Consider the following 18,365-nt stretch of genomic DNA (forward strand, 5'->3'; position numbering starts at 1 on the left):
GGGCGCGCGGGGCCCCGCTCGGCCGTGATATAGGCGCGGCGATGAGGCGCGCGCTCCTCGTGAGCTACTACTTTCCCCCGCGGTTCAGCGTCGGCGGTAAGCGCGCGTACCGCTTCGCGAAATTTCTGCCGGAGCACGGTTGGGCGGCGACGGTGCTCACGGCGAGGCCGCCTCCCGGCGAGCGGCTGGATCCGTCGTTCGCGGAGGCCGACCTGCCGGCGTGCGACGTGCGCCGCGACTACCTCACGGACGCCGAGCTCGCGCGCATGCCGCGCCGCGCGCTCGGCTCCGACGGCACCCTGGAGGCGCCGACCGAGGCGCCGCTGCCGGTCGCGCGCCGGAGGGGGCTCGCGCGCGTCGCCGCAGAGCTCCGCTACGTCCGGGTGATCGGCCCGGACGCGGGCCGCATCCCGGCCCTCGCGGCCCGCATCGCGCGCCTCGCCCGCGAGGCCTCCGCCGAGGTGATCTTCGCGAGCGGGGCGCCGTGGGAGACGGTGCTCGCGGGGCTGCTCGCCGGCAGGGCCGTCGGCCGGCCGGTCGTCGTCGACTTCCGCGATCCGTGGTCGTTCGGTCCGGTGATGGCGACGCGGCCCGCGTGGGTCCGCGCCGCGGTGGCGCTCGTCGAGCGGGCCGCGGTGGGCGCGGCCGCGGCGCTCACGGTGACGTCCGAGATGACCCGCGACGCGTACGTCGCGCGGGGCATCGCGCGCCGCGTCGCGTCGATCCGGACCGGCTTCGACCCGGACGCGGCGGTCGCGCCGCGGCGCGACGGGGCGGTGACGCTCGTGCACTTCGGCAACTGCTACAGCGAGCGCACGCTCGCGCCGTTCGTCCGCGCGCTCGCGGCCGTCGCGCGCCGGCGGTCGCTCGGCCCGGGCGCGATCCGGCTGCTCAACCTGGGGCGCGTCGCGGGGAGCGATCTCCGCCTCGCCGAGGAGCTCGGCGTGTCGCGGCTCTTCGAGCACCGCGCGGTCCTGCCGTACGCCGAGGGGCTCGGCCTCGTCGCGGGCGCCGACCTCGCGCTGCTCACCGGCTTCGGCGACGAGCCGTACCTCCTGCCCGGCAAGCTCTACGATTACCTCCTCGCGCGCGCGCCGGTGCTCGCGGTCTCGCCGTCCCCCGAGGTCGCGCGCATCCTCGAGGAGACGCGCCTCGGCTGGACGCACGCGGCCGGCGACGCCGCGGCGATCGAGCGCCGCATCGAGGATGCCGTCGACGCGCGCGCGGCCGGGCAGCCGCTCGTCGAGCCCGACGGCGCGGCGCTCGCCGGGCTGAGCGCGCGCGCAGCGGCGGGCGCGCTCGCGCGCCTCTTCGAGGAGGTCGCGGCGCGCGGCGCGGGTTGACGCCGTGCGCGGCGCGGGCGCGGCGCCGTCCGTCCTCGCGTCGCCGCCGCGCGCGGCGTCGACCCGCACCGGCCTTTCTCGCGCGGCGCCCGCTCGACGTCCTTGCCTGCGCGGCGGCCGCCGTGGCATGCGAGCCGCGATGCCTGACCATCTTCCCAAGGATCGAGCGGGGCTCCCCGAGGGCGAGCGCGCCCTCCAGGAGGCGTGGCGCGCGAAGTACGCGCCCGAGGTGAAGGAGCTCATCGTGCGGCGCGAGGTCCCGTCGCCGAAGCTCACGCTGATCATCATCTCGTACAAGGCGAAGGACTACCTCATCGAGTGCCTCCAGCACGCGCGCGGCCAGACCGCGGCGCTCGACGTGCCGTACGAGATCCTGCTCGCCGACAGCGGCGGCATCGAGCACCTCAGGCCGCGCTCCGCGCCGCTCGTCGACGTCGAGCTCCGCCTGACCGACGGCATCCCGCTGAACGCCGCGCGCAACGCGGCCATCGCCTGGGCGCGGGGCGAGCACGTCGCCTTCATCGACGACGACGGCCTGATCGCGCCGACGTTCGTCGAGGTCGTCCGCCGCGTCTTCGAGGACGCGCGCATCGCCGCGATGCGCGGCCGGATCATCCCCAAGGAGCACCCCTACTTCTGCACGCTCGCGGGGCACTACGACCGCGGCGACGACATGATCGACGACGTCCTCGCGACCGAGGGGCACATGGCGATCCGGCGCGGCGTCTACCTCGAGACCGGGGGCTTTCCGGATCAGTTCTACGGCGCCGAGGGGGTCTACCTGGTCTACCGCATCGCCAGGGCGTTCCCCGACATGCGGGTCGTCTACGTGCCGGATCTCCTGATGCGGCACGACTACTTCGACAGCTGGGAGAACTTCATCTGGAAGACGCGCAAGTACCGGCGCATCCGGCGCGAGGTCGGCGGCATGGAGCCGGATCCCGAGTTCCTGCGCTACCTCGACGACTACCTCGCGCGGCGGAAGCCGCAGCGCCCGCTCACGGTGGAGCAGACGGTGGCGCTCGGGCTGCTCAAGGCGGTGCGCTGGGGGGTCCTGCGCCTGCCGGGGTGGGCGGTGGGGCAGCCATGACGGCGCAGGCCGGCGCCGCGCGGGCGGGAGAGGGAGGCGGGCCGATGGGCGACGACGGCGGTTTCGAGCGGGATCTCGAGGCGATCAGCAGGCACTACACCGAGCGCTTCCTGCCCGCGAACCCGTGGGCGAGCCTGCTCAACGCCCACCCGTACCTCGTCGCGCGGCAGCGGCAGCGCCGCGTGCGCGAGGCGCTTGTCGAGTGCGGCGTGCGCACGCCCGAGGCCCTGCGCGGGATGTCGGTGCTCGACGTGGGCTGCGGGTCGGGCTCCAACCTGGCGTGGCTGGTCGAGCTCGGCGCGGATCCGTCGCGCCTCACCGGCATCGACCTCGTCGCGCAGCGGACCGAGCTCGCGCGCTCGCGCTTCGCCGGCATCCGCTTCGTCGCGGGCGACTTCCTGCAGGCCGACGTCGGCGGCCCGTTCGACATGGTGATGATGTTCGCCGTCCTGTCGTCGGTCACGAACGCGGAGCTCAAGCGCGGGCTCATGGACAAGGCGCTCCGCCTGCTCCGGCCGGGCGGCATCTTCTTCTTTTACGACGTCGTCTCGCGGCGCCCCATCCCCGGCACCGCCGCGTACCAGCGCCTGACGTTCGCGGAGCTGGAGGGGTACTTCGCCCCGCGCCCGCTGCGCGTCTTCCGCAGGGACATCCTCCGCCGCGAGGTCGCCGACCGGCTCGTCCAGCGCTTCGGGGTGACCGTGGCCGAGCTCGTCCAGGCCACGGGGCTGCTCAACATCGACGGGACCTTCGCCTACGCGCGCGGCTAGCCCCGGGAACAAAGCGCTTCGACCCGGAGCGGACGCGGGAAAACGCGGGTTCCGGTGCGAGGCAAAATTCCCCACCGGGGAGAAAAGGTCCTGCTCGACGCCCGGTTGAAGCTGGCCGGGATGCTGAACAGCCCGGCGCGGCGCTGGCATGGGACGTGCCGACAACGCCGCAATCACGTGCGAACCACGTGACATGAGGCTGCCATAGCCGGTGAGCGCAGCGCGCACAGCGCGGCTGCACACCGCAGGAGATGACTCCATGTCCCAACGCGTCCTCCCCCCATCGGCCGCGATCGCCTGGCACAACCTGTCTGCCGGCGATGCGCTCTCCAAGATCGAGAGCGCCGAGGCGGGCCTCGCAGACGACGAGGCCGCGCGGCGGCTCGAGGAGGTCGGGCCCAACGTGATCCAGCGCGCCAAGGGCGACAGCGCGCTCAAGCTGCTCTTCCGTCAGGTCAACGACCCGCTCATCTACGTGCTGCTCGCGTCGGCAGCCCTCGCGATGGCGATGGGCGAGGCGATCGACGGCGCGGTCGTGCTGGCCGTCGTGGTGCTCAACACGGCCATCGGCTTCGTGCAGGAGCTCCGCGCGGGCAAGGCGATCGAGGCGCTCGTCGACATGGTGCCGCAGACGGCCACGGTCGTGCGCGGCGGCCAGCGGAGCGTGATCCCCGCGGCGAACGTGGTCCCCGGGGACGTGGTGGTGCTCGAGGCCGGCGACAAGGTCCCCGCCGACGCGCGGCTGCTCTCGGTGAAGAACCTCCACGTGGACGAGTCGGCGCTCACCGGCGAGTCGGTCCCCTCCGACAAGCACGTCGCGGTCGTCCCCGAGGACGCCGGCGTCGGCGACCGCAAGAACCTCGCCTTCGGCGGGACGCTCGTGACGAGCGGCACGGGCACCGCCGTCGTCATCTCCACCGGCGCCGCGACCGAGCTCGGGCGCATCTCGTCGATGCTCCACGAGGCGACCGAGATCGAGACGCCGCTCACGCGCTCGATGGCCAAGGTGGGCCGCGTGCTGACGATCGCGATCGTGGCGGTCGCGCTGCTCATCGTCGGGGTCGCGCTGCTCCGGGGCTACCCGCCGGTCGACGCGATGCTCGCCGGCATCTCGCTGGCGGTCGCCGCGATCCCGGAGGGGCTGCCCGCGATCATCACCATCTCGCTCGCCATCGGCGTGCAGCGGATGGCGCGGCGCCGGGCGGTGATCCGGAAGCTGCCCGCGGTCGAGACGCTGGGCAGCACGGGCGTCATCTGCTCCGACAAGACCGGGACGCTGACCCGCAACGAGATGACGGTCCGCGCCCTGTGGACGCCGTCCGCCGGAGCGCCCGGCGAGGGCGCCGACGAGGCGCTCGAGGTGACCGGCGTCGGCTACGCCCCGGCCGGCGAGCTCCGCCGCGGCGGCGCGTCGGCCGGCGAGGCGCCCGAGGCGGCGCGCGCGCTGCTCCGCGCGGGGCTGCTCTGCAACGACGCGCGCATGACGCGCGACGGCGAGGCGTGCGGCATCGAGGGCGATCCGACCGAGGGCGCGCTCGTCGTCGCGGCGCAGAAGCTCGGCGTGGACGTCGACGGGACGCGGCGGGAATACCCCCGCATCGACGCCGTGCCCTTCTCGTCCGAGCGGCAGCTCATGGCGACGCTCCACGAGGCGCCCGGCGGAGAGCGGGTGATCTTCATGAAGGGGGCGCCCGAGGCGGTGCTCGGCTGCGCCGCGATCGGCGAGGCGGAGCGGGCCCATGCGATGGCGCAGGTCGAGCGGATGGCGGCGCAGGGCATGCGGGTGCTCGCGGTCGCGTCGCGGCCCGCGGAGCGCGGCGCGGCGTCGCTCGACGAGGCGCACCTCGCGGAGGGGTTCGCGCTCCTCGGCCTCGAGGGGATGATCGACCCGCCGCGCCCGGAGGCGATCGACGCGATCAAGGCGTGCCATGAGGCCGGGATCACGGTGAAGATGATCACGGGCGATCACCTGGCGACCGCGCGGGCGATCGGCCAGCAGCTCGGGCTCGTGAACGAGGGCGGGCGGGCGATGAACGGCACGGAGCTCGCGCGGCTGTCGGACGACGAGCTGCGCGCGGCGGCGGCGTCGACGAACGTGTTCGCGCGCGTGGCGCCCGAGCACAAGCTCCGCCTGGTGAGGGCGCTGCAGGCGCAGGGGAAGGTCGTCGCCATGACGGGCGACGGCGTGAACGACGCGCCGGCGCTGAAGCAGGCGAACATCGGCGTGGCGATGGGGATCACGGGGACGGCGGTGTCGAAGGAGTCCGCCGACGTCGTGCTGACGGACGACAACTTCGCGAGCATCCGGGCGGCGGTCGAGGAGGGGCGCCGCGTCTACGACAACCTGGTCAAGGCGCTCGCGTTCGTGCTGCCGACGAACCTGGGCGAGGCGCTGATCCTGCTCGTGGCGGTGATGACGTTCCCGATCCTCGGGGGCGCGCCGCTCATGCCGATCACGGCCGTCCAGATCCTCTGGGTCAACCTGGTGGCCACGGTGGCGCTGTCCCTGCCGCTCGCGTTCGAGGCGATGGAGAAGGACGTCATGGGCCGCCCGCCCCGCGATCCGAGCGAGCCGATCCTGAGCCGGTTCGTCCTCGTGCGCACGGCGATCGTCGCGGTGCTCATGACGGCGGGCGCGATCGGGCTGTTCTTCTACGAGTACTCCACCGAGGTGCGCGGCGGGGTCGTCTCGGACGTCGCCTACCGCGAGGCGCAGACCGCGGCGGTCACGACGGTGGTGCTGTTCCAGATCTTCTACGTGCTCAACTGCCGAACGCTGCGCGACTCGATGCTGAAGATCGGGCTCTTCACGAACCCCTGGGTCTATGTGGGCATCGGCGCGCTCCTCGCGCTGCAGCTCTGCTTCGTCTACGCGCCGTTCATGCACACGCTGTTCGGCTCGGCGCCGCTCTCGCTCGACGCGTGGGTCAAGTCGACGCTGGTGGCGATGTCGATCCTGCCCGTGATGACCGCGGAGCGGTGGTGGCGCACCCGAAGGGCGCGGCTGTCGGCGGCGGAGCGCGAGCGCAAGACGCCCGCGTCCGAGGTCGGCGGCGTGGCGAGCGCGGTGGCGAACCACGGCGCCGTGGCGAACCACGGCGCCGTGGCGAACCGCGGCGCCTAGCGACGGATCTCGGCGCGCGCAGCCTCCCTCCCGGCGCCCTCAAAACGCTGGTGCCGCGCCGCATACCGCGGCATGCTCCTCGGTCGACATGATCTACCTCGTCGCCGCGACGCGCCCGAACTTCATGAAGCTCGCCCCCATCTGCCGCGCCCTCAAGGCGCGCGGCCTCCCGATGCGGCTGCTCCACACAGGCCAGCACTTCGACACGACGATGAGCGACGTGTTCTTCCGCGACCTCGGCCTGCCGACGCCGGATCACACGCTCAAGGCGGGCGGCGGCTCGCACGCCCAGCAGACGGCCGCGGTCCTCGTCGGCACCGAGGCCGACCTGATCGAGCACCGGCCCAAGGTGGTTGTCGTGGTCGGCGACGTCACGAGCACCCTGGCCGCCGCGCTCGCGGCGTCGAAGCTCGGCATCCCGGTCGTCCACGTGGAGTCCGGCCTCCGCTCGCGCGACTGGACCATGCCCGAGGAGATCAACCGGGTCCTCACCGATCAGCTCTCCGATCTCCTGCTCACGCCCTCTCACGACGCCCACCCCAACCTGCTCGCCGAGGGCATCGCCCCGGAGCGGATCCGGTTCGTCGGCAACGTGATGATCGACTCGGTCCACTACGCGCTGAAGCGGCAGACCGACGCTCTCTCTCGCTTCGGCCTCCAGCCGAAGAAGTACGCCATCGCGACGCTCCACCGCCCCGCCAACGTCGACAGCGCCGAGCGGCTCGCCGAGACGCTCGACGCGCTCACCGCGATCGCCGAGCGCTTGCCCACCGTGTTCCCCGTCCACCCGCGCACGGTCGCGCGCGCCGAGTCGTTCGGGCTGTCGTCGCGCCTCCGGGAGACGAAGGGGCTCCGGATCATGGAGCCGCTCGGGTACGACGATTTCGTGACCGTGATGGGCAATGCGCTGCTCGTCGCCACCGACTCCGGCGGCATCCAGGAGGAGACGACCGCGCTCGGGATCCCCTGCCTCACGATGCGCCAGGGCACCGAGCGGCCGATCACCGTGACGCAGGGCACCAACACGGTCGTCGCGCTCGACGCCGCGCTCATCGCGCGCGAGGTCGACGCCATCCTCGACGGCCGCGGCAAGCGAGGCACGGTGCCCGAGGGGTGGGACGGCAAGACGGGCGAGCGCATCGCCGACGCGCTCGAGGCCTTCCTCGCAGGCGACCCGCCGCCGAAGACCGCCGGCCCGCGCGCCTGAGCCGACGTCCCGTCCGCAGCGCTCGCGGCCGTTCCGAGCGGCTCGCCGCGCCCCGCCGCAGCGCGCCGCGCGCCCCCCGGCTGCGCCTCTCCACACCACACACAGGCTCCCTGGGAGCGCGCCGCTTGAACTGCCGCGCTCGCTACGGCACGCGACCCAACGTCGTTCGCTGTGGCTGACGTGGGAGACGCGCCGCCTCAACGGCCGCGCTCCCCACAACACCCGACCAAACGGCGTTTGCTGTGGCCCATCCCCCAGGGATCTGCCTGTTCAGCGAGCGAGGCTCCGGTTATAGGTGTATCGTGGTAAGGAATTTCCGAGCTGGGGTCGATAAGGCATCTCGGGGGCGGGGACGACGGGGTTTCACCCTCGTCGAAGTGATGCTCGCGGGCGGGCTCGTGGCGCTCCTGGCCGCGCTCGCCACCCAGGGGGTGTCGAAATACCTGGTGTTCGCCACGTCGGCCGAGGCCAAGCAGACGATCGGCGGCATCGCCAGGGCGGTTGTCGCGTCGGCCGACCGCCTTCAGGCGAGGTCGGACGGCGCCGCGTCCGAGCCGCTGTGCAGCGATGCGGTCACGGTGCCCAACGCGTTTTATCGCGTGCAGGGCGTCAAATACCGGCCCGACCCCCGCCCGGGCGTGGACTACAACACCGGGAGCCCGACGGCGGGCTGGCTGTGCCTAGGATTCGAGGTCAGCCACCCTCAGTCGTACCAGTATCGATATCGGCTCGGCGGCTCTCCCATGCCCGTGTCGGTCAATCACTTTCCGGAGGACGTGCCGCTGAACAGGCGGTGGGCCGCTTACGCGCGAGGCGATCTCGACGCGGACGGCACGCACGCGTGGTTCGCGCTGGACGGCTACATGAAGGACGGGCAGGTGGTGTTCGCGAGCGCGGTCGGCTCCATCGACCCGGACGAGTAGGCGGCGCGCCCGTGGATACCTCAGCGTTGCACAGGCTGTTCGGCGCCCTCTCGGCGCGCCGCGGCGGTGAGGGCGCCGCGATCGAGCTCCCCGGCGCGGATCTCGCGGCCGCGCACCTGCCGAGCGCCGATCTCCAGGGTGCGAACCTCGCCGGCTCGCGCCTCGACGGGGCCAAGCTCCCCGGCGCGAACCTCGCGGGGGCGCGGCTCGACACGGCGTCGCTCGTGAACGCCGACCTCACCGGCGCCGACCTGCGCTGGGCCGATCTCTCGGGGGCGCTGCTCGGCGGTGCGCTGCTCACGGCCGCGGATCTGCGCGGGGCCAAGCTCCCGCGCTCGTTCTCGTCGGCGAGCTCGCTCGCGGGCGCGCGCGTCGATTCGGCGGCGTGCGCGCGCTCCGGCCTCGACGAGGAGGCCATCCTGGCGCTCGCGAGCGCGGGCGCGGCGTTCGACGACGTCGCCTCGTTCGCGTCGCCGCTGCGCGAGGCGCTCGTGAGCGCGGACGCGGCCCCGGCGAGCGCCGAGCGGAGCCGCCGCACCGCGCCGCCGGACTCGCGGCGGCTGGGGGCGGCGCCGGACTCGCAGCGGCTGGGGGCGGCGCCGGACTCGCAGCGGCTGGGGGCGGCGCCGGACTCGCAGCGGCTGTCCGCGGCACCGTCCTCCCAACGGATGTCGGCGCCTCCCGAATCACAGCGGTTGGGGACGGCGCCGGACTCGCAGCGGCTGTCCGCGGCACCGTCCTCCCAACGGATGTCGGCGCCGCCCGAATCGCAGCGGCTGACCGGTTCGCCTGACGCGCGCCGGCCCGGCGCGGTCGCCGGGGCGTCGCGCCGGGCCGGCGAGCCGGCCGAGCCGCTGCCGGCCCGGCGCGCCGCCGTGGCCGCCGGTTCACGCCCGGCGCCGGATGGGCCCCTGCTCGCGCGGTCGCTCGAGGTCCGCCTCGCGCTCGCCGGCGGCGCGCTGCTCCTCGCCCTGGCGGCCGCGGTCGCGCTGGCGAAGGTCCCGCCGCCCGGGCTCCTGTGGGCGGCGCACGCCGGCGGCGCGCTGGGCGCGGCGCTGTTGACCTTCGCGCTGCCGCCCTTCGGCGCCGAGCGCGGCGCCGCGCGCGCCCTCGGCGCCCGCCTCGTGCTGGCCGCGCTCGCCGCGACGCTCGTCCACGGCCTGGACCCGTCGCGCCTCGCCGTCTTCCGGCTGCGCGCCACGCTCTCCTCGGGCGACGCCGCGCATCGGGCCGCGGCCGTGCGCCTGCTCGCGCGGAGCGGCCACCGCAGCTTCGACGGGCTGGATCTGTCAGGGCTCGACCTCTCGCGCGCCGATCTCACGCAGGCGAGCTTCCGGAATGCGCGCCTCGTGGGGGCGGACCTCTCGGGCGCCGCCCTGATCGAGTCGACCTTCGAGGGCGCCGATCTGAGCGCCGCGAACCTCCGGGGCGCCGACCTCTCCGGGACGGACGCCGAGCAGGCGCGCGGCTGGGAGCTCGCCGAGTGCGATCCGGGGACGGAGCTGCCCGGCGAGGGCACGTGCCTGCTCGGCCACCCCGTCCGCGGTCCGCAGCCGGCGGAGGACGCCACCGCGCGCTCCGCGCACGAGGACGCGCCGCCGGCAGGGGCGCTGTAGAGCGGTTATGGGCTGGGACTGACACATCGTCCATCTCTCGTCTTCCGTCTTCCGTCTTCCGTCTTCCGTCTTCCGTCTTCCGTCTTCCGTCTTCGCTCTTCCGTGCGCGTGCGCGTGCGCGCTGATTCCGGGGAGTCGCGCACGCGCACGCGCACGAAGGACGCGTACGAAGACGGGAGACGGGAGACGGGAGACGGAGACGAGAGACGAGAGACGGATGACAGTGTCTCAATCCCAGCCGAGACCCGCTCTAGAGATATCATCTCACCGCTGTCCCCTTGCGTCCTGGCGGTCTCTCCTCTTGCTGCATGCCGTGCTCTTCCAGGTTGCTCTCGGCGGAACCGGCGAGGGTTGTAAGCTGTTGAATTCCTCCGCGCCGCCGGGCCGTCAGCCCGGACGCCGCGCCGCCGCGCGGGCGGCGCGGGCCGCCGCCGCGTCGTCGACCGCGAGCGCCTCCTCGGCCACGGCGGCGAGCTCCGCGAACGAGGCCCCGGCGAGCGCGTCCTCCACCGCGTCGAAGGCGGAGGCGCACATGCTGAGCCGCGTGATGCCGAGGCCGACCAGGAGCGGCGCGACGCCGGGATCGCCGGCGGCCTCGCCGCACACCGAGACGGGCCGCCCCACGGCGTGCCCCGCCTCCACCACCGCGCGCACGAGCCGCAGCACCGCCGGGTGCGCCGGATCCGAGAGCGCGTGCAGCCGCGGGTGACCGCGCTCGGCCGCCAGCGTGTGCTGCGTCAGATCGTTGGTGCCGATGCTGAAGAAATCGGCCTGCCGCGCGAGGCGCTCGGCCATCAGCGCCGCCGACGGCACCTCGACCATGATCCCCGTGGCCACCGGCCAGAGGTGCGGCAGGCCCGCGGCCGCGAGCGCCTCGTGCGCGCGCTCGAGCGCGGCGCGCACCGCGACCACCTCCGCGGCGGTCGAGACCATCGGGATCAGCACGCGGACGTCGTGGCCGCGCCCGGCGACGAGGATCGCGCGGAGCTGCGCCTCGAGCATCGCCGGCCGCGCCAGCGAGAGGCGGACCCCGCGGACGCCCAGGCTGGGGTTCGTCTCGGCGTCGAGCTCGAGGTAGGGCAGCGCCTTGTCGCCGCCCGCGTCGAGCGTGCGGACCACGATCGGCGCGCCCGCGAACGCCGCGAAGATCTCCGCGAGCAGCCCCGCCTGCTCGGTCTCGCCCGGCTCGTCCACGCGGCCCAGGAACAGCATCTCGGTGCGCAGCAGCCCGACGCCGAGGGCGCCGGCCTCGCGCGCGGCCCGCGCGTCCGCGGGCCCGGCCACGTTCGCCCACAGCTCGACCTCGCGCCCGCACGCGAGGCGCAGGCGCCCGTCGCGGGCGCTCGGCGGGCGCCGCGACGCGCGAAGGGCCGTCCGCCGCCGCTCGATCTCGGCCGCGGTCTCGGGATCGGGGTCGAGCCACACCTCGCCGGTCGCGCCGTCCAGGCCGGCGCGCGCGCCGCCGTCGTCGGGCACAAGCGCCGCGGCCCCCGCCACCGCGGGGATGCCGGCGGCGCGCAGCAGGATGGCGGCGTGCGACGTCGGGCCGCCGCGCCGGTCGATGACCCCGAGCACGCGCGCCGCGTCGAGCCGCGCGGCCTCCGACGGCGTGAGATCGTCGACCACGACGACGGCCGGCGGCCCTTCGGGCAGCGTGGCCGCGGCGCCGCCGAGCAGGGCGCGCACCACCGCGTCGCCCACGTCGTGGACGTCCGCCTCGCGCGCCCGCAGGTACGGGTCGTCGAGCTGCCGGTAGATCGCGGCCGCGGCCTCGATGGCCAGGCGGAAGGCCCAGGCGGCGTTGCAGCGCTCCCGATCGATGCGCGACAGGGCCTCGTCGACGAGGGCCGGGTCGCAGAGCAGCGCCTGGTGCGCCTCGAGGATGTCGCTGCCGCGGAGCGCGTTCCCGAGGTCCTGCGCCGCGATCTCGAGCGCCCGCCGCAGCCGCACGGCCTCGGACGCGGGGTCGTCGACCGTGGTCTCGGGGATGTCCGGGAGCACGCGTACGAGCCGCACGAGCGGCCCGAGCGCGACGCCCGGCGCGACCGGGGTGGCGAGGCCCGACGTGGCGGGCGCCGCCGCCGCGCTCGCCGGCGCCTCGCGCTGCACGAGCGCGGCGAGCGCCGCGACCGCCTCGGCCGCCTGCCGGCCGGTCGCGCGCAGGCGCAGCACGTCGCCGCGGCGCGCCCCGAGCGAGGCGAGCGCGATCAGGCTCGACGTCGCCACCGGCCCGCGGCCGGCGGTCACGTTCTCCAGGGTGATCGCCGCGTCGAACGCCGCCGCGCGCGCGATGAGCTGCGCGGCCGGGCGCGCGTGCAGGCCGCTCGGATCGGCGATCGCGACGTCGACCGCCACGGCCGGCGCGCCCGCGTCCGCCGCGTCCGCCGCGGCCCCGGCGGGGCGCTCGCCGTCGCCGAGCTGCGCGGCCTTCGGCTCGAGCGCCCGCCGCGCCTCCGCGGCCACCTGCTCGAGCGTGCCGCCCGCCGCCGCGCGCACGGCGGCGGCGACCGCGCCTTCCACGATCGGCCCGCCCGTGAGGCGCGTGCGCGCGCCGAGCTCCGGATCCACGAGCTCGAGCGCCGTCTCGGCGCTCAGGATCGCGCTGCCGAGGTCCATCAGCACGACGGCGCCGGCCGGCCCGCAGACGCGCTCGATCGCCGCGGCGATGGCGGTCGCGTCGGTGCCGAGCTCGGCGCCGCCGTCGCCCGCGCCCGCCGCGCACGCGATGGCGACCGACTCGCCGGTCATCTGGCGGGCCAGCGCCTCGGTGGCCTCGGCGAGCGCGCGGCTGTGCGAGACCAGGACGAGCCCGACGCGGCCCGCCGCCCCGCTCATGCGCCTGCCGTCGCGGCCAGGCTCCGCAGCAAGAGCCAGCACGACGTGGCGCCGGGGTCCTGGTGCCCAGCGCTGCGCTCTCCGAGGTAGCTCGCACGGCCCTTGCGGGCGATGAGCGGCACGGTCGCCTCCACCCCGGCCCGCGCCGCGTCGGCGGCGCGGCCGAGCGCGTCCCGGAGCGCGGCGCCGTCCGCGGCCCCGGGCGCGCTCAGCGCCGCCTTGAGCGCGTCGACGGCAGGGACGAGCGCGTCGACCATCGTCTTGTCGCCGGGCGACGCCTTGCCCCGGCGCCTCACGCCCTCGAGGCCCGCCTCGAGGCAGCCCGCCAGGGCCGCCAGGTCGAGCGCCGCGGCGCCTGCCACGCGGTGGCCCGCGTCGCGGAAGAGCGTGCCGTACAGCGGCCCGCTCGCCCCGCCGACGGTCGACAGCAGCGTCATCCCCACCTCCCTGAGGAGCGCGCCGATGTCCCCGCGATCGAGGCGGCCGAGCCGGTCGCGCACCGCCGCGAAGCCGCGCGCCATGTTGACCCCGTGATCGCTGTCGCCGATCGCCGCGTCGAGCTCGGTCAAGAACGCCTTCTCGCGCTCCAGGACCTCGGCCGCGCGCTCGAGCCACGCCGCGATGTGCTCGCCGCTCAGGGTCTGCATCGCTCAGGCCCCCCAGCGGAGCGCCGGCGTGTGCACCGGGGCGTCCCAGAAGCGGATCATCTCGTCGTCGAGCCGGAGGACGGTCGCCGACACGCCGGCCATCTCGAGCGACGTGATGTACGACCCGACGAGGCTGCGCGCGACCTTGAGGCCGCGCTCGCGCGCGATCGCGTGGGCCTTGCGGTAGACGACGTAGAGCTCGATGAGCGGCGTCCCGCCCATGCCGTTGACGAACAGGAGCACGTCGTCGCCCGGCTTGAACGGCAGGTCGTCGAGGATCGGCTGCATCAGGAGCTCGGCCACGCCATCCGCCGGCTCCAGCTGGGCTCGACGCCGGCCGGGCTCGCCGTGGATGCCGATGCCGACCTCCATCTCGCCCGGGCCGAGCTCGAACGACGGCTTGCCGGCGTGCGGCACGGTGCAGGCGGAGAGCGCGATCCCCATGCTGCGGCCGTGCGCGTTGACCCGCCTGCACAGCGCCGCGACCTCGTCGAGCGGCAGGCCGGCCTCGGCGGCGCCGCCGCAGATCTTCTCCGCGAGGACGGTCGTCCCGACGCCGCGCCGCCCCGCCGTGTAGAGGCTGTCCTCGACCGCCACGTCGTCGTTCACGATCACGCCCTCGACCGCGATCCCCGCCTCGCCGGCGAGCTCGGCGGCCATCTCGAAGTTCATGACGTCGCCGGTGTAGTTCTTGATGATGTGGAGCACGCCGGCCCCGCCGTCGACGGCCCGCGTCGCCTCGAAGATCTGGTCGGGCGTCGGGCTCGTGAACACGGGGCCGGGGCAGGCGGCGTCGAGCATGCCGCGCCCGACGAACCCCGCGTGCAGCGGCTCGTGCCCGCTGCCGCCGCCGGAGAGGAGGGCGACCTTGCCCCTGGCCTTCGCCTCCGCCCGCGTGACGAAGAGCGGCGCGGCGTTCACCCGGAGGAGCTCGCCGTGGGCCAGCGCCATGCCCTCGAGCGCCTCGCCGACCAGATCGTCCGGCGCATTGATGAGCTTCTTCATCCTGCCTCCGCTCCGTCGTCGTCCGCGTATCGTGCGTTGACGTCCGTTGACGCCCGCTTACGTCCGCTCTCCGCGCGCAGGATATCCCCATGGCGTCGCCCGCCGCGAGAGGAGATCTTTCCGCCGCGCTGCCCTACGCTCCGGGCGCCATGGACCGACTCGCCCCCACGCTCCGCCCGCCGGGCCGCCCGGCGGGCTTCCAGCGCTGGAGAGAGCTGCTCTTCCTCCACTGGGAGACGCCGGCCTCTGCGCTCCGCGCCGTCGTGCCGCCGGCGCTCGAGCTCGACACGTTCGAGGGCAGGGCCTACGTCGGCGTCGTCGCCTTCACCATGCGCGACGTCACGCCGTGGTGGTCGCCGAGCGTCCCGGGGATCTCGCACTTCCACGAGCTCAACGTCCGCACCTACGTGCACCGGGCGGGGCGCGATCCGGGCGTGTGGTTCTTCAGCCTGGACGCGGCCAAGGCGCTCGCGGTCCTCGTGGCCCGCGTCGGCTGGCACCTGCCGTATCACTACGCCTCGATGGCGCTCGAGCCGCGGGGCGGCGAGGTCCACTACCGCAGCGAGCGGCGCTGGCCCGGCCCCGTGCCCGCGCGCTTCGAGGCGCGCTACCGCGTCGGCGCGCCGATCGACGGGGGCGTCGCGGCGCCGGGGACGTTCGAGCACTTCCTGGCCGAGCGGTACCTGCTGTTCGCGTCGCGCCGGGGCGCGCTCGAGGTCGGGCAGGTGCACCACGCGCCCTATCCGCTCCACCGCGCCGAGGTGAGCCACGTCGAGGAGAGCGTCGTGGCCGCGGCCGGCTTGCCCGCCCCCCACGGGGCCCCGCACGTGCTCTTCAGCCCGGGCGTGGACGTCGACGTCTACGCGCTGAGGCCCGCCGCGCCGCGGGCGTGAAGCGGTCGCGCGCGGCGGCGCGGCCTCCGGCGCGCGCGCCGGCGCGTCAGCGCCCCCGCAGCCAGTGGATGACCTCGGATTCGAGGCCCGGCGCGCCCCCGAACCCGAGGCTCAGCGTCTGCGGGAAGCCGACGTGCCCGCCGAACCGGAGCCACTGGACGTCGAGCAGCGGCGAGCGCGGGTAGGCCGCGAGCGCCGGCCGCACCGTGTCGAGCGGCACCATGGGGTCGGCCTCCGTCGCGACGATCAGCGACGGAACGGCGAGGTCGCGGAGGCGCGGGGCGGCGCTCTCGCTCGAGTAATACGCCTCCGGGCTCGGATAACCGAACCGCGGCGTCATGATGCGCCGGTCCCACTCGCGGATCGTGCGGATCGCGAGCGCCTCCCGGACGGGCAGGGGCATGGCGCGGCGGGACGCCACGGCGCTGTACATCTCCTTCAGCGCCGACAGCACGTGCCAGCGGTACACCCAGCGCTCCGGCTGATCGATCGCCGCGACGGACTGCTCGAGATCGAGCGGCGGGCAGATCGCGGCCACGGCGCGGACCCGCGGGTCGAGCGCGCCGGACGCGGCATAGCGGAGCGCGATGTGCCCCCCGAGCGAGTAGCCGACGACGAGCACGCGCTCGTACCGGTCGAGCTCGGGGGAGGCGATGGCGGCGTGCAGATCGGAGAACAGGCCAGCGTGGTAGAGATCGGCGCCGTCGCCCCCGGCGCCGCGCAGGTTGACGCGCAGGCACGAGAGCCCGGCGCGCTCGGCCTGCGCGGCGGCCTCGACCACGTAGTGGCTCTCCAGCGTGCCGCCGAGGCCGTGGACCGCGACGAGGATCGACGTCGCGCCTTCGCGGTGGCGGACCCGGCCGAGCAGCCGGACGGGCCCGGCCGGCGACTCGTCGACGTTCACCGAGAACGGGGAAGAAGGGGGGAGCGGCGGCGCGCGGAGCTGATGCTTGAGCCAGGGAGCGATCGTCCAGAAGTGGCCGTGGAGGAGGATGCGCCGCATCGACGCGCTCCTACCACGGCCACCGCGCTCGTTCTATTTGGCGCCGCGGCTCACCGGCACGCGACCGGGGAGGCGCCGCTGCAGGAGTCCGCGCACTCGTCGCAGTAGGCGCACTGGATGGCCGCGTTGTAGAGCGCGGCGCTCTCCGGATCGCGGGCGACGCAGGCTTCCTTGCAGTCGGTGTCCGGTCCGCACGTGACGTAGCAGTCGATGAAGTTGACGCACGCATCGCGCTCGCTGCAGGCCGCGAGCTCGTCGCTGCAGTTGCCGTCGAACGCGCACCGGACGCACCCCGAGCTGCCGTCCCCGCACACGCCCGCGTCGTCGCAGACCGGCGGCGGGACGGCGTGCCGGACGGTGAGCCTGAACGCGCCGTCGCTCGCGTCGCGGGACCCGTCCACCACGACCACGACCGTCTGGCCCGCGGCGAGCGTCACGGTGACCTCCGACTGCTCGACCCGCGTGTCGTCGTTGCACGCGAGCTGCGTCCCCCGGCACGTGGCGTCGTGCACGTGGACCACCGTGTCGAACGCGGACCCGTACGTATCGAAGACGTAGTCGCCGGCGACCTGCGCCGTGAACGAGTACCCCGCGTCGGGGGCGTTGGCGGCGCTGGGGCAGGCCTCCGTCGCGGTGGGCCGCACGCTGCTGGGCCGGCCGACCGTGCTGCCGGTGATCGTCTGCGGCACGAAGCCGGTGAACGCGCCCGCCGGGCAGCTCGGCTCGCTCGCCCGCGAGATCGCCAGCTCGAACGTGCCCGCCTCGCCGTCCGCGCCGTCGACCACGATGTAGACGGTCTGGCCCGTGGCCAGATCCGCCGTGAGGGGCGCGCTCGAGTCGGCGGCGCAGCCGATCTCGGCGCAGCCCGTGGCGTCGAGCAGGGCGAGGACGACGTTGTACCCGGATCTGCTGGCGTCGAACGAGTAGACGCCCGCGGTCGCCGCGGTGAACGCGTAGATGTGCTCGCTCGAGCTCGCGGACACGCACGTGGGGGCGTAGGCGTTCGGCAGGCCGACCGTCGTGCCGCTCGCGGTCTGCGGCACGGCGTCGCCGAGGTCCTGGTTCGGGCCCACCGTGCACGCGCACATGCCGGCCTGGCAGACCTGCGCGTCGTTGCACTCGGTCCCGCAGCCGCCGCAGTTCGCGGCGTCGGTCTGGACGTCGACGCAGGCCTCGCCGCACGCCGTGAGCCCGGAGCCGCAGCCGTCCCTGCACTCGCCCGCCACGCACGTCTGCCCGTCGGTGCACTCGGTCCCGCAGCTGCCGCAGTGCGACTCGTTGTTGGCGAGGTTGACGCAGGCGCCGCCGCAGTCGGCGAGCCCGCTCGAGCACCCTTCCTCCTGGCAGGCGCCGCCCTCGCAGACCTGCCCCTCCTCGCACGCGGCGCCGCAGTCGCCGCAGTTCGCCGGGTCGGACGCGGTGTCGACGCACGCGCCGTCGCACTCGGTGCGCCCCCCGGCGCAGTCGCCCTGACAGTCGCCGCCCTGGCAGGTCTGCCCCTCCTCGCAGGCGTGGTTACAGCTGCCGCAGTGCGCCTCGTCGGTGTCGACGTCGACGCAGCGGTCGCCGCACAGCGTCTGCCCGGACTCGCACACGGCCACGCAAGCGCCCGCGCTGCAGACCTGCCCGCTCGAGCACGTCGCGCCGCACGCGCCGCAGTGGCTGGAGTTCGAGCTCGTGTCGACGCAGACGCCGTCGCATTGCGTCTCGGGAGCGATGCACTCGTTCGTGGTAGGACCGCCATCCGAGCACGACGCCACGGAGGCGAGCACCGCCGCGGCGAGCCAGAGCAGGGTGTACGTCGGCGCAAGCCTGAAGCGCGATTTGACCTTTTCCATGAGCCTTCCCTCGGCAGAGATGCCGGCGACGGGGGTCGTAACGAAGAGCTACCGGGGAGGATACGCTGATG

General features: G+C 74.6%; 13 protein-coding genes and 1 pseudogene. 9 read left to right on the forward strand and 5 right to left on the reverse strand.

From position 1 onward, the window contains the following. Nucleotides 1-41: 41 nt before the first annotated feature. The 8 genes and pseudogenes from WME98_RS39235 to WME98_RS39270 form a co-directional block, all read left to right on the forward strand. Nucleotides 42-1,343, forward strand: a complete 1,302-nt coding sequence (locus WME98_RS39235; protein ID WP_437946824.1) for a glycosyltransferase — start codon at nucleotides 42-44, stop codon at nucleotides 1,341-1,343. Nucleotides 1,344-1,482: 139 nt separating this feature from the next. Then, nucleotides 1,483-2,433, forward strand: coding sequence for a glycosyltransferase family 2 protein (locus WME98_RS39240; RefSeq protein ID WP_437946825.1), 951 nt, complete (start codon nucleotides 1,483-1,485; stop codon nucleotides 2,431-2,433). Beyond that, complete coding sequence (locus WME98_RS39245; RefSeq protein WP_437946826.1) at nucleotides 2,430-3,203, forward strand: class I SAM-dependent methyltransferase; 774 nt, start codon at nucleotides 2,430-2,432, stop codon at nucleotides 3,201-3,203. The genes WME98_RS39240 and WME98_RS39245 overlap by 4 nt, the downstream gene beginning before the upstream one ends. Before the next feature lie 259 nt (nucleotides 3,204-3,462). Beyond that, on the forward strand, nucleotides 3,463-6,327 hold the full coding sequence (locus WME98_RS39250; protein WP_437946827.1) for a cation-translocating P-type ATPase: 2,865 nt from the start codon (nucleotides 3,463-3,465) through the stop codon (nucleotides 6,325-6,327). Nucleotides 6,328-6,415: 88 nt separating this feature from the next. Next, a complete protein-coding gene (gene wecB, locus WME98_RS39255) occupies nucleotides 6,416-7,534 on the forward strand; it encodes a non-hydrolyzing UDP-N-acetylglucosamine 2-epimerase (RefSeq protein WP_061625125.1) in 1,119 nt (372 codons plus the stop codon). Nucleotides 7,535-7,914: 380 nt separating this feature from the next. Further along, complete coding sequence (locus WME98_RS39260; protein WP_061625124.1) at nucleotides 7,915-8,457, forward strand: hypothetical protein; 543 nt, start codon at nucleotides 7,915-7,917, stop codon at nucleotides 8,455-8,457. Between the two features lie 11 nt (nucleotides 8,458-8,468). Next, on the forward strand, nucleotides 8,469-10,073 hold the full coding sequence (locus WME98_RS39265) for a pentapeptide repeat-containing protein (RefSeq protein WP_437946828.1): 1,605 nt from the start codon (nucleotides 8,469-8,471) through the stop codon (nucleotides 10,071-10,073). Between the two features lie 26 nt (nucleotides 10,074-10,099). Further along, nucleotides 10,100-10,177: pseudogene (locus tag WME98_RS39270) on the forward strand (hypothetical protein); the annotation flags it as partial. A gap of 283 nt (nucleotides 10,178-10,460) precedes the next feature. On the opposite strand, the gene ptsP reads toward WME98_RS39270, so the two are convergent. Genes ptsP through dhaK form a run of 3 tightly spaced genes read right to left on the reverse strand, consistent with a single transcriptional unit; the run spans nucleotide 10,461 to nucleotide 14,560 of the window. Next, complete coding sequence (gene ptsP / locus WME98_RS39275) at nucleotides 10,461-12,908, reverse strand: phosphoenolpyruvate--protein phosphotransferase (protein ID WP_437946829.1); 2,448 nt, start codon at nucleotides 12,906-12,908, stop codon at nucleotides 10,461-10,463. After that, nucleotides 12,905-13,555, reverse strand: a complete 651-nt coding sequence (dhaL, locus tag WME98_RS39280; protein WP_437946830.1) for a dihydroxyacetone kinase subunit DhaL — start codon at nucleotides 13,553-13,555, stop codon at nucleotides 12,905-12,907. The genes ptsP and dhaL overlap by 4 nt, the downstream gene beginning before the upstream one ends. A 3-nt stretch (nucleotides 13,556-13,558) precedes the next feature. Continuing rightward, nucleotides 13,559-14,560, reverse strand: coding sequence for a dihydroxyacetone kinase subunit DhaK (gene dhaK / locus WME98_RS39285; RefSeq protein ID WP_437946831.1), 1,002 nt, complete (start codon nucleotides 14,558-14,560; stop codon nucleotides 13,559-13,561). Between the two features lie 149 nt (nucleotides 14,561-14,709). Here dhaK and WME98_RS39290 point away from each other — a divergent pair, with 149 nt between their 5' ends. Beyond that, entirely contained in the window at nucleotides 14,710-15,453 is a 744-nt protein-coding gene (locus WME98_RS39290) for a YqjF family protein (RefSeq protein WP_437946832.1), read from the forward strand. Between the two features lie 46 nt (nucleotides 15,454-15,499). Here WME98_RS39290 and WME98_RS39295 read toward each other — a convergent pair whose 3' ends face one another. Further along, entirely contained in the window at nucleotides 15,500-16,456 is a 957-nt protein-coding gene (locus tag WME98_RS39295) for an alpha/beta fold hydrolase (RefSeq protein WP_437946833.1), read from the reverse strand. A gap of 50 nt (nucleotides 16,457-16,506) precedes the next feature. Continuing rightward, nucleotides 16,507-18,294, reverse strand: coding sequence for an MXAN_6577-like cysteine-rich protein (locus tag WME98_RS39300; protein WP_437946834.1), 1,788 nt, complete (start codon nucleotides 18,292-18,294; stop codon nucleotides 16,507-16,509). Between the last annotated feature and the right edge of the window lie 71 nt (nucleotides 18,295-18,365).

Origin of the sequence: Sorangium sp. So ce296, from assembly GCF_051529605.1 — a bacterium.
Taxonomy (GTDB): Bacteria; Myxococcota_A; Polyangia; order Polyangiales; family Polyangiaceae; genus Sorangium; species Sorangium cellulosum_D.